Annotated in this window: 9 protein-coding genes; all 9 read left to right on the plus strand. The window is 61.3% G+C overall.

Annotated features, from left to right (window positions below):
• Window positions 1–8 precede the first annotated feature (8 nt).
• A complete protein-coding gene (locus DEHOM01_RS06730) occupies window positions 9–1,700 on the plus strand; it encodes a ribonuclease J (RefSeq protein WP_061212064.1) in 1,692 nt (563 codons plus the stop codon).
• Between the two features lie 107 nt (window positions 1,701–1,807).
• Window positions 1,808–4,699, plus strand: coding sequence for an FtsK/SpoIIIE family DNA translocase (locus DEHOM01_RS06735; protein WP_061212065.1), 2,892 nt, complete (start codon window positions 1,808–1,810; stop codon window positions 4,697–4,699).
• A 37-nt stretch (window positions 4,700–4,736) separates the two neighbouring features.
• Window positions 4,737–5,330 (plus strand): CDP-diacylglycerol--glycerol-3-phosphate 3-phosphatidyltransferase, encoded by a 594-nt coding sequence (pgsA, locus tag DEHOM01_RS06740; RefSeq protein ID WP_061212066.1) that lies wholly within the window; start codon window positions 4,737–4,739, stop codon window positions 5,328–5,330.
• Between the two features lie 5 nt (window positions 5,331–5,335).
• Window positions 5,336–5,836, plus strand: coding sequence for a CinA family protein (locus DEHOM01_RS06745; protein ID WP_061212067.1), 501 nt, complete (start codon window positions 5,336–5,338; stop codon window positions 5,834–5,836).
• A gap of 240 nt (window positions 5,837–6,076) precedes the next feature.
• Window positions 6,077–6,388: a helix-turn-helix domain-containing protein gene (locus DEHOM01_RS06750; protein WP_016663015.1), complete on the plus strand. Its 312-nt coding sequence runs from the start codon at window positions 6,077–6,079 to the stop codon at window positions 6,386–6,388.
• A gap of 5 nt (window positions 6,389–6,393) precedes the next feature.
• Window positions 6,394–6,621: a DUF3046 domain-containing protein gene (locus tag DEHOM01_RS06755; RefSeq protein WP_061212068.1), complete on the plus strand. Its 228-nt coding sequence runs from the start codon at window positions 6,394–6,396 to the stop codon at window positions 6,619–6,621.
• Window positions 6,622–6,840: 219 nt separating this feature from the next.
• Window positions 6,841–7,929 carry a recombinase RecA gene (recA, locus tag DEHOM01_RS06760; protein WP_016663013.1) on the plus strand — a complete coding sequence of 363 codons (1,089 nt, stop codon included), beginning with the start codon at window positions 6,841–6,843 and terminating at the stop codon, window positions 7,927–7,929.
• A complete protein-coding gene (locus DEHOM01_RS06765; RefSeq protein WP_082738770.1) occupies window positions 7,907–8,587 on the plus strand; it encodes a regulatory protein RecX in 681 nt (226 codons plus the stop codon). The genes recA and DEHOM01_RS06765 overlap by 23 nt, the downstream gene beginning before the upstream one ends.
• 272 nt (window positions 8,588–8,859) lie before the next feature.
• Window positions 8,860–12,618, plus strand: a 3,759-nt coding sequence (locus DEHOM01_RS06770) for a COG1361 family protein (protein ID WP_156468319.1), incomplete at its 3' end; no start/stop codon positions are given.

A 12,618-nucleotide genomic window follows, 5' to 3' on the forward strand; every position in this document is an offset into this window, starting at 1 on the left:
AGGACACTGTGACTACACCCTTTTCCACGACACTCGGGACCCCACCACAACTGAAGAACAAGACACTACGTGTGACCCCGCTCGGCGGTCTCGGCGAGGTCGGCCGAAACATGACCGTCTTCGAGTATGAGGGCCGGCTCCTCATCGTTGATTGCGGCGTTCTCTTCCCCGAAGAAGCCCAGCCGGGCGTCGACCTTATCCTCCCGGACTTCCGCTCGATCGAGGATCGCCTTGACGACGTTGCCGCGATCGTGCTCACGCACGGCCACGAGGACCACATCGGTGCAGTTCCCTACCTTCTGCGCCTCAAGCCGGACATCCCGCTCGTCGGCAGCCAGCTGACCCTCGCCTTTGTCGAGGCGAAGCTCCGCGAGCACCGCATCAAGCCGTACACGCTCGCCGTGAAGGAAGGCGACGTCGAGAAATTCGGCGCGTTCGAGTGCGAATTCGTCGCCGTGAATCACTCGATTCCCGATGCGCTCGCGGTCGCGATCCGTACCGAGGCTGGCACGGTTTTGCACACGGGCGACTTCAAAATGGACCAGCTCCCGCTCGATGGTCGCCTGACGGACCTTCGTGCCTTCGCGCGCCTTGGTGAAGAGGGCGTGGATCTCTTCCTCGTCGACTCGACAAACGCCGAGGTTCCCGGCTTCACCGTCAAGGAGCGCGAGATCGGCCCCGTGCTCGACAGACTCTTTGCGCGTGCACAGCAAAAGATCGTCGTCGCGAGCTTTTCGAGCCACGTCCACCGCGTTCAGCAGGTGCTCGACTCGGCGCACGCGCACGGCCGCAAGGTGGCGTTCGTGGGGCGCTCGATGGTGCGCAACATGACCATCGCTGCCGATATGGGCTACCTCAATGTTCCCCCGAACACGCTCGTGGACCTCAAGAAGGCCGACGATATTCCCGATCACAAGATCGTGTACATGTGCACGGGCAGCCAGGGCGAGCCGATGGCCGCGCTCGGGCGTATCGCGAACCGCAACCACCGCGTCGAAGTCGGCGAGGGGGACATCGTGATTCTTGCGTCCTCGCTCATCCCGGGCAATGAGAACGACGTGTTTCGCGTGATGAATGGCCTCATGGAACTCGGGGCCGAGGTCGTGCACCAGGCGAACGCGCGCGTGCACGTTTCGGGGCACGCGAGCGAGGGTGAGTTGCTGTACTGCTACAACATTCTGCGCCCGAAGAACGTGATGCCCGTGCACGGCGAGGTGCGCCACCTCATCGCGAACGGGAAGATCGCGCAGTCCTCAGGTATCCCTCGCGAGAACATCGTGCTCGCGAAGGACGGCACGGTCGTCGACCTCAAAGACGGCGTCGCACGCGTCGTCGGCGAGGTCGAGGTTGGCTACGTGTATGTGGACGGTTCGAGTGTGGGCGAGGTGAGCGAGGCCGATCTCAAGGACCGCCGTATCCTCGCGGAAGAGGGCTTCATTTCCCTGTTCGCCGTGGTCAATAGTGAAACCGGCGAACTCATTGCCGGGCCAGAGATCCACTCGCGGGGCATCGCCGAGGACGACGAGGTGTTTGAGCGCATCAAGCCTGACGTCATCAAGGCACTGCACAAGGCGATCGAGGACGAGAAGGGGCACGACACGTATCAGCTTCAGCAAGCGATGCGCCGCGTGGTGGGGCGTTTCCTCTCTCAACGCCTTCGCCGCCGCCCGATGATCATCCCGGTTGTCGTCGAGGCTTAGCGACGCAGATTTTTGCAGTTGCCACTGCGAGGTCAGCTCCCTGTGTGATTCACACGCCGGGGCTGGCCTCGTGACGTTCGTACCCTTCGACGGGTAGATTGTGGAGTATGGCGACACGTACGACTTCCCCCGCACGTGCGTCGAAAGGAACCTCCCGAGGCTCGTCCTCGGGCTCGTCGCGCACGAAAGGTGCGCCCACGGATCCCTCGACGCTTCCCCTCCCGGTGCGCGCTTTGCGCGTCGGGTACCTCGGCGTTGCCCGCGCGGTTGGCGGCTTCGTTCGCGGCATCGGCATTCAGCGCTGGGAGGTCGCCTACGAAGAGCGGCGCGATGGCTTCGCTCTTTTCTTGAGCATTCTCGCGCTCGTCCTCATCGTTCCCGAATGGTTCCAGGTACGCGAATGGGGCTTTGGCGCGATTCATACGGTCGCTGCGAGCTCGTTTGGCGTGATCGCCGTGCTGCTTCCCCTCCTTCTAGGGGTGTGGTCGCTTCGGATGTTCCGCAGGCCCGATCTTGTTCACGCGAACGGACGCCTTTTCGCGGGACTACTCATGCTTGTGTGCGCACTCTGTACGGTTGCATCCGTGAGCGCGCGCATTCCCACGCCGTCCAATGGTGTTGACGCCCTCGCGCGCGGTGGCGGCGTGTGCGGTTATCTCGTCGCGGCGCCCCTCGCGAATGTCCTGCCTGACTGGGTGATCGTCACTCTCGGAGTCGTCCTCGCCCTGTTCTCCGTTCTCGTGCTCACCGCTACGCCGCTCGGCCAAGTGGGGCCGCGCCTCGCGGGGGTCTACGGGGCTCTCGTGGGCAGGGGAGAGCGTGAAGAAGCGGAGCGCGAGGCCTTCGGCTTGGGCCGACGCCAGCAGGCTCTCCACGCTGCCGAGGGCAATGCTGAGGTCAGCCCAACGAAGACTCGGCGCATGAGTGATCTGTTCCGCCGCAAGAATCGCCGGTCGTCAAGCGACACCGAGAATCTCGAGGCCGGCGTCGATCACGAAGCCTTCGGCTACGAAGGCGATGGCGCGTATCGCCAGGGCGCCGAGAGTGAGCAGGCCGAGACGACGACGCTTCCGCGCTCGCAGAAGAAACCGCTCGCGAAAAAGACAGATGCCGCCGGTGCAGCCGCACCCGGCGCGAAAAGCTCTGACCCGTACGACTACCTCGAGGCGGAAAACAGCAGGAAGAAGGAGTTTCCGACGGCTGCCAGCCAAACGTCGGACCTGGAAAACGCCCCCACCGTGCCGGTGCCGAACGTGAGCGCTGCGGAGCAGACCCGCGAGCTGACCCCGCCCAAGGGCGAGGGCGTCAAGGGGCCGCACGTGCAGCCCGAACTTCAGGTTGAGACCGCCTACCCGCTCCCGAGCCCGGACATGCTCGTGGCCGGCCCGCCCGCGAAGGCTCGCTCCGAAGCGAACGATCGCGTTGTCGCGGCACTCGGCGAAGTGTTCGAGCAGTTTGGTGTGAACGCCGAGGTCGTGGGCTTTTCCCGCGGCCCGACCGTGACGCGCTACGAGGTCGAGCTCGGCCCCGGAACGAAGGTCGAGAAGGTCACGGCGCTGTCCAACAACATCGCGTACGCGGTCGCGAGCGCCGACGTGCGCATTATTTCGCCGATCCCCGGCAAGAAGGCGATCGGTATCGAGATTCCGAACGCGGACCGCGAAACTGTTGCGCTCGGTGACGTTCTTCGCAGCGGTGTCGCGACCGCCAACGAACACCCCATGGTGATGGGGCTCGGTAAGGATGTCGAAGGCGGATTCGTGATTGCGAATCTCGCGAAGATGCCCCACTTGCTTGTTGCGGGCGCGACCGGCGCCGGTAAGTCGAGCTTTGTGAACTCGATGATCACCTCAATCCTCATGCGTGCAACGCCAGAGGAAGTGCGCATGGTGCTCGTTGATCCGAAGCGCGTTGAGCTGACGATCTACGAGGGGATCCCGCATCTCATCACCCCCATCATCACGAACCCCAAGAAGGCCGCGGAGGCGCTCGAGTGGGTCGTGAAGGAGATGGACCACCGCTACGACGATCTCGCCGAGTACGGCTTCAAGCACATCGACGACTTCAATAAGGCCGTGCGCGCGGGCCAGGTGAGCCCCCCGCCGGGAAGTGAGCGTGTGCTCGCGCCCTACCCCTACCTCCTCGTGGTCGTTGACGAGCTTGCCGACCTCATGATGGTCGCCCCGCGAGACGTCGAGGCGTCGATCCAGCGCATTACCCAGCTTGCGCGCGCTGCCGGCATTCATCTCGTGCTCGCAACCCAGCGCCCCTCCGTCGACGTCGTCACGGGCATCATCAAAGCGAATGTTCCCTCCCGCCTCGCGTTCGCGACGAGCTCCCTCCAGGATTCGCGCGTCATCCTCGATACTCCCGGCGCGGAGAAGCTCATCGGCCAGGGCGATGCGCTCTTTCACCCCATGGGCAAGGCGAAGGCTATGCGTGTGCAGGGCTCGTGGGTTAACGAGTCCGAGATTCACGCAGTCGTCGACTACGTGAAGGGGCAGGCGAAGCCGCAGTACCGCGAGGACGTGCAGCAGGTCGCCAAGAAGAAGCAGATCGACGATGACATCGGCGGCGATCTCGACGTGCTGCTTCAGGCGGCCGAACTCGTCGTCACCACGCAGTTCGGCTCCACCTCGATGCTTCAGCGCAAGCTCCGTGTGGGCTTCGCCAAGGCGGGGCGCCTCATGGACCTTCTCGAGTCACGTGAGATTGTGGGTCCGAGCGAGGGTTCGAAAGCTCGCGATGTGCTCGTGCGACCCGAGGATCTCCCGCGCGCGATCGCACGCATTAAGGGAGAGGACACGGACCTGTATGAGGACGCGCAGGACGCTTCCCACGCGGGTTCCGGTTCCGGAGCGGGGGAGTCCGACGCCTCCTCGGCCCACGATCGCTACTCGGATGATCCGTTGGACCACTCCTCGCGTGAGGTGAGCCCCGAGTATTTCGACAACGACGATGCCGACGGTGAAGACGCCTGGCAGCTCACGGGCCGCTAACGCGCGAAAGATGCCGCAAAGGAGAAGGGAAACACCCATGAGCGCTTCCGATACCCCGCGCGTTCCGCTGTGGAATATCGCGAACATCCTCACCATGACGCGCATGGTCATGGTGCCTCTCTTCGTGGTCGTAGCCGCGCTCTACCACGAGGACATCGCCATGAGGTGGGTCATTGCCGGCATCTTCGTGCTCGCAATGGTCACGGATTTCGTCGACGGCTACCTCGCGCGCTCTCGGAACCTCATTACCGATTTTGGCAAGATTATGGACCCGATTGCCGACAAGGCGATGACGGGCGCCGCGCTTATCATGCTTTCGGTGTGGCAGTACGTGCCGTGGTGGATCACAGTGCTCATTCTCGTGCGCGAGATTGGTATTACGGTCATGCGCTTCACGATCTTGAAATATGGCGCGCTTCCCGCAAACTTCAGCGGCAAGGCGAAGACGATGATGCAGTCGATCGGGATCACCTTCTGCCTCATGCCCTTCGAGCTGATGTGGCCTCCCGCGTGGTGGATCGGCATCACGCTCATCGCCATCGCTCTTGTGCTCACGCTCTGGTCGGGTCTTCGCAATGTCAACGACGGGCTGCGCCTGCGCCGCGAGGCACTCGCGCAGAAAGCGGCATAACGAGGATGGACGCGCCGCGTGAGCAGCTGGCGTCGGCCCGCGCCCTCCTTGCCACGTGCGAAGAGAGGGGTATGAGCCTCGCGACGGCTGAGTCGCTCACGGGCGGGATGCTCGTCGCGCGCCTCGTGGACGTTCCGGGCGCTAGCAGAGTCGTCCAGGGTGGTGTGTGCACGTACAGTTTCGAAGCGAAGGCGTCTATTTTGGGGCTAGACCTTGCGGACCTGCAGGCGAGGGGAGCCGTGCGCGCCGAGGTGGCGAGCAGCATGGCTCGGGCCGCGCGCCGCGTGTACGGGGCAGATGTTGCCCTTGCGACGACCGGAGTGGCCGGGCCCGGGAATGACGATTACGGCAACCCGGAAGGGCTTGCCTACATCGCCGTGAGCACGCCGAATCGTGATCTCGTGCGTGAAGTACGCCTCACGGGTTCGCGCCCTGTGATCCGTGCGAGGGTTGTCGACGACGCGATCGCCCTCGGTATTGAGGCTCTGACCAGCGTAAATGCGTAACGGCTGCGGTGGGCCGGTGTGGGAAACCTGAAAAGCGAGCGCGTGTGAGGCCGTAGGATGGCGGAACAACGAGGAACCCTCGTGCGTTGAACAGACGTGAACACGTACAAGAATGCGGGAGCTAGCGCTCCCGGGCAACGAAAATGGGTGACGGCCTCGGGGCCGCGCCCGGCGTCCGTGCTAGGCCGCGAGTCGGCGGTACCGCGGCGCGGAACACTGACAAGGAAGGGAGAATCTCGCATGGTGCTCTTCCGCCAGGAACTCGGCGGCGTTTTGCGCGAGGCGCGCCGCCGCCAGGGCAAGACTCTGCGTCAGGTATCGGCCGATGCGCGAGTCTCGCTCGGCTACTTGAGCGAAATCGAGCGCGGCCAAAAGGAAGCCTCGAGTGAACTGCTCGCCTCCGTGACCGAAGCTCTCGGTTACCCCATGTCGGTGATTCTCCGCGAAGTTGCAGATCGCGTGGCACTCGAAGAGGGCATCGTTATTCCCGACACCGTTCCTGCCGAACTCGAGCGGGGCGTCCAGGGCGCCGAATACGCACTGGCGCGGTAGCCCACGTGAGGCGAAGCGAGTTTCGCGAGCTCGCCGCCTATGTTTTTGGTGCCGAACTCGCGCATACGTACTGTCATGAATTCGCGCTTGTGACGTGCGGGAACCTAACCCCGAACGGGGCGATTGAGGCGGGCTACCCCGTCAAAGAAGTGTGGCACGCGCTGTGTGATGACATGGATGTGCCCGCGCACATGCGCTGGGAGGTCCCGCCCGAGGCGCGTCCGCGCGCGTGAGCGTGTGGCGGCGAAAGGCGTGACGCGAATCGAACACGCGTGCGCATTAACGTGCAAATCGAACAGGTGTTCGTTTACGATGGTGTTGTTCGACCTCCACGGTGCGTGTGCATCCACACCTGTGCCGGGGTCGAGTTTAAATGTCTCACCCCCGTTTACCGTTGGAAGGGTCAAGCGAGAGGCCACCTCGTAGCGGGGTGACAAACGAAAGGAACCGCCATGGCAGCTGCCGCCAAGGACCGCGATAAGTCGCTCGAAAACGCGCTCGCACAGATTGACCGTCAGTTCGGCAAAGGCTCGATTATGCGCCTTGGCGACGACACCCGCCCGCCCGTCGAAGTCGTTCCCACGGGGTCGGTCGCACTTGACGTCGCGCTCGGTATCGGTGGTCTTCCCCGCGGTCGTGTCGTCGAGATCTACGGTCCGGAGTCCAGCGGTAAAACCACGGTTGCGCTCCACGCGATTGCAAACGCGCAGCGGGCGGGCGGCATTGCTGCCTTCATCGATGCGGAGCACGCCCTCGATCCGGAATACGCGAAGAAGCTCGGCGTCGATATCGATGCACTTCTCGTGTCGCAGCCCGACACCGGCGAGCAGGCTCTCGAAATTGCCGACATGCTCGTGCGCTCGGGCGCGATCGACGTTCTCGTCGTCGACTCCGTCGCAGCACTTACGCCAAAGGCCGAAATCGAAGGCGAGATGGGCGACTCTCACGTGGGCCTCCAGGCGCGCCTCATGTCGCAGGCGCTTCGCAAGCTTACCGGTGCGCTCTATTCGAGCGGCACCACCGCTATTTTCATTAACCAGCTGCGCGAGAAGATCGGCGTGTTCTTCGGCAGCCCCGAAACCACCACGGGTGGCAAAGCACTCAAGTTCTATGCTTCGGTGCGCATGGACATTCGCCGCATCGAGACCCTCAAACAGGGCACCGATGCGGTTGGCAACCGCACTCGCGTCAAGATCGTGAAGAACAAGATGGCTCCGCCCTTCAAGCAGGCCGAATTCGACATCCTCTACGGCGAGGGCATTTCTCGCGAAGGTGGCCTCATCGATCTCGGCGTCGAAAACGGCATCGTGCGCAAGTCCGGTGCGTGGTACACGTACGATGGCGATCAGCTCGGCCAGGGCAAGGAAAATGCGCGCCAGTTCCTCAAGGACAATCCGGATCTCGCCGCAGATATCGAACAGAAGATCCTTATGAAACTCGGCATTGGCCAGTACGCAGATGAGTCCGCTAAGAAGGCCGCTGCCGATGCTCCTGTGGGGGACGGCGAATTCGTAGACGATGACGTCCCCGCGCAAATCTGAGCCTGGTCCCCAAGCTCGGGCTGGGCAAGAGGATTGGCGAGCGGGCGTCGTTGAAGAGCTCGCCGAGCACATCGCCGCCATCGAAGCGGGGGAAGCCGCACCTGGGGAGGGCAGCAACCCGTGTCGAGGTGGAGTATTCCGCGATCACGAAACGGAAAAGGTCGTCGTCAAGGAATGCCGGTATGTGCTCGGCCTGCTCGCCCACCGTCAGCGCAGTGAGGCGGAGATTCGCGCGAGGCTCGCGCAGCGCGTGCATGAAGTTGATGTTCTTGAAGAGGTCATGCGGCGTCTCGATACCGCTGGACTCATCGATGACGAAGGCTTTGCGCGCGCCTGGGTAGAGCAGCGGCGCGAGAGCAAACTCCTCGGCACAGCCGCTTTGCGTCGAGAACTCGAAGATAAAGGCGTCGGTGCGCCCGATATCGACACCGTTCTCGCGGAGACCGCTCCGTACGACAGCGAAAAGGAGCGCTGCCAGATCCTCGCGAGAGAACGGCTTGCGAAAGAGCTTCGTAAGAGCGGCGGGGCTGAATACCTTGATCGAGGGGCGGCTCTTCGACGCATTGGCGGCGCACTCGCGCGCCGAGGCTACTCGGAAAACCTCACGCTCTTCGTGCTCAATCGCGAGCTTGATGCGGTGGGAGTCACCTGGTCCTGATCGATCCCTGTCGCGGGGCCCAATGCCGACTCCCGGATGCTCGCGGTCATGAAATTTCGTGAGCTTGGTGACTATGTTCAGCACCTAAGCCCCTGCAGGGATTTGAGTTCGAGGGGGAGCCAAAGGTCCAGGGTAGTTGCTCTTTACGCGGATGTGGTGCGTGGTCGTCTGCCGAGGCCGCCCACGACTGCTTCATGTGAGTCATCGAGCCCGTGATAGTGGTGTACTATTTGCTCGTGCCACTGTCTCTTTCTCTGTGAAGAAGGTCCACGATGAAATCCCCTCAGGTCTATCGTCATGCCGCCGTGCGACTGCTTCTCGCGATGGCGCTCGCATGCGTCTTGGTCATGCAATCGTTGCTCGGGGGCGGCTTGGTCGCCCTCGCCGAGCCCGCGACGCCGAACATCGAGATCACACTCAACCGGCTCACCGACGACAATCAGCCTACAGGCTTCAAAAACAAATACCAGGTGACCGTCAAATGTGAATACTTGAATGGTCAGGAGAGCGAAGACGACTGCCTTACGGGCGGCGTATTGAAGTTTGACGGCGTTCCGAAAGACTGGAACTTCGAAATCGGTAGCAGTGAGCAGCTCAGTTCCGTTAATAGCGCGGGCCGTACTGCGATTGTCAAGACGATCGGTAAACAGGGGGCGACGTTTTCATTCGAGGTTTCCGTCACTCCGCCGAACTATGTGACGCCGAACAATACCTCGTGGGACTTGACGGCTGCCCTGACTTCGGATCAGCTCAAAAACCCGCTGAAGAGCGAAACCATTCACACTAATGCGGTAGCTAACCGAAAACTTGAAGTCGATAAGAAGGCGCTTCAGGAGTCAACGTGGATTGGCGATACCGTCGTATGGCAAGTCGCGGCAGATATTAACGATGGCCAGAAATACAAAGGGTTGGGTGTTCACCGCCCGTTGAAGGTGGAGTTTTCTGATGTGCTCCCGACTGGGTTTGAGCCGACTGAGATTCGGTATGCAGGCCAGAAGGTCGAATTCACCTACGATAAAAATAGCCGAAAGCTGCAATGGTCGGTTGAGGGAATTCAAGTTCCTGAACCTAACAAAGCGAATGACGTATACAAATTTGAGGTGCACACCAAAGTCACCTCTGCAGCCTGTCAGGGGAAGCCTGAACCGTGCGTAGGTAAGTCCGAAAATGCGGTAACGGCAACGGCGCACTATAACGGTGCTGCCGATCTCACAGCGGATGCTAAAGCGTCCGTATCTCTAGCGGGACGCCCGGATAGCCGTGGAGTCATTAGTAAGACCGCCGTCGGGGTTCCCGTGAAGGTAGGCGACGCGACCCGAAAGGGAATTTTTCCCCTTCGGTACCAAGACGCAAACGACAAAAACTGGGATGGCAAAGCTTTGTGGCGGACGCCGCAAGATGCCTACGCTGCTGATGACCGTCTCAATGGTGATCGTTCCTCGTTGGTCGCGGGCGGCTATACGGTCGACGTGGCTGTCTATGAGGGAAGCACTCCAGTGAAGGACGGAAGTTCACTGCTTCCGTTGACCCTAAGCTACGAAGACGATGTGCCGTGTATGGATCCGGCGACCGTGCAAGATGGCTTCTTGTACACGTCTCGGACCGATGGCAAGCTTTGCCAGCGCCCTGCGTTTCACGTTACGGCGGTGGAGATCAGTACTGACGCCCCCGGCAGCCTTAGCGTTGGAGACTTCGTACCCGTCGCCGTTCTGACGGATGGGAGTCGAGTCCCCCTTACGAAACTGGGGGATGTTGAAGTTGCCGAAAAGGACAAGCCGAAGCGGATTGGCTCTGTGGTGTATTCGGTTCCTAAGAGCGCACGTGGCAAGGTAGCGAGGATCGTTGCTGCACCGGAGCGTCCACTCGACGGGGCAAAAACCTGGAAGATGACGATCGGCGGCTTCGCCGACGAGAAACTCGGCGGCGACGCGATCCTGCGCAATCAGAAAGCGCGAGTGACGGTCACTGCCAACAAGCAAACTAAACCGTTTATCGACGGACGTTCTCCTATTGCAGATTTGCACCTTCTGGGGAGCCTTCATCACGTGGAGAAGACCTGGTCTTCCATTGGAAACCAGTTCGTCCCGCTTGAGCCAAACAATGAGGTTTCGAAGGCCGGCATCCGTTGGCAGGTCGATTTCTCTTTCCGTGGCAAGACGCAGTCGTCTGGAGATATTGTCGTCAGCGACCTCCTTCCGCGCGGTATGGAAATCGTGACCGACCCTTCCAAAATTCATAGAAAAAGTGGCATTACGGATGCGGTCTACACCTATGACGAGGCTGAATTCACTCGAGGAGTAAGCGGCGCCTCGAAGCGGAAAGTCGAGACCAAGGTTGTGGAGAACTATCAGGACGGCCGCACGCTCGTGCAATGGAGGATCCCTCATACGTGGGCCGATCCCGATCCGTCCGGCAATGTCGATGTGGTCGGGCGTTTCCGATTCGCCGCGCAGCCCCGCTATGCCGGCTCGTATACCAACGATGTGTACCTGACGGATGCAGCGGAGCCAAATTTCCGGTGCCCGTTAGACACGCCCGAGGACGTCCTCAATCTGGATGGGGATAGCGCCACCGCTAAAGCCTGCCACGGCGCCTCTTCCTGGTCGATCGACGCCCCTGCTGGCTACCGAGCGCTCTCACTTGCGAAGGCGGTGAAAGGTCCAGAAGACGCCTCTTTCGCCTATACCCCAAAGAAGGCGGTCGTTCCTGCCAAGGGCGGTCCGGTCACGTATCGCATCGAGGCTACGAACTCTTCGAGCGACGCAACGAACGGACTCGTGTTTTACGACGTGCTCCCGCATAAGGGGGATACGGGCGTGAGCGAGAAACTTGCGGATCAGAGCCGTGGGTCGACGCAGTCCGGCTCGTTCACTGCAATGACGAAGGTCCCTCAGGGAGTGAAGGTCTACTACTCGGCCTCAACGAACCCTTGCCGTCCGGAAGTATTCCCGAACGCCGCCAATAGCGGTTGCGTGAATGACTGGTCGGAAACTGCTCCGAAGAATGTGACAGCCCTGAAGTTTGTGTATGACGGTGAGCTAAAGCCGAAGCAAACTCTGGCGCTCGAGTACACGATCTCCGTTCCAGTAATGAAACCGACGGATGTGTTGTGGAATTCGGTGGCGGCGAAGGCGAGCTTCGCTAGCGGTCAGTCCTTGCCTCCTGTTGAGGCGCCGAAGGTTGGTGCTGCTCGTGTCGCTCAACCTCAGTTTGCGGTAGAGAAGAAGTCTGGGAAGGCGTCTGCTGAGGATGGTAAGTGGTCCTCCACCTACACGGTGACAGTGAAGAACACGGGGCCGTTTGAGGGGAAGTCTGCTTCAGTGGCGGATACGCCTTCGCTTCCGAAGGGGTTCACACTCTCGGGGGCCAAGGTTGATGGGGCGACGGTTGATGCTAAGTCTGGTTCGTTCCCTGTGACTGATGGTGTGGAGCTTGCGCCGGGTGGGTCGAAGACCTTCAAGGTTGAGATCTCCGGTGACTATAAAGCGGCTGACGTTGATTGGGCGTCGGTGGCGAAGTGTGAGACTGCTGGCGGCGGTTCCGTTACGGGTGGTCTTGTCAATACGGTCACGATGGATGGCGACACCGACGGCACTTCGAACAACGCAGCGTGTAATCCTGTGAAGAAGGCCCCGAAGTTTGCGGTGAAGAAGGAGGCCTCGGGAGAGGCGTCTGCCGCGAACGGCAAGTGGTCCTCGACCTACAAGGTAACGGTGTCGAACACTGGCGAGGTGAAGGGCACCTCGAAGGCTGTGACGGATACGCCGTCGGTTCCTGCTGGTTTCACTGTCTCGGGAGCGAAGGTTGACGGTAAGGACACCACGCTGACGGACGGCTCGTTCACGGTGACTAATGGTGTTGAGCTTGCTCCTGGTGAGTCGAAGACTTTCACGGTTGTGGTGTCGGGTTCGTTTGATCCGGCACGGGTGAAGGAGTCTGAGGTTCTTCACTGCACCGGCGAGGAAGGTGTTTCGGACGGTAAGGGCTTTGCCAATGGGGTCACGCTCGATGGTGATTCTGACGGCCAAGGC

The organism is Dermabacter hominis NBRC 106157, from assembly GCF_001570785.1.
In the GTDB taxonomy this organism is placed as follows: Bacteria; Actinomycetota; Actinomycetes; order Actinomycetales; family Dermabacteraceae; genus Dermabacter; species Dermabacter hominis.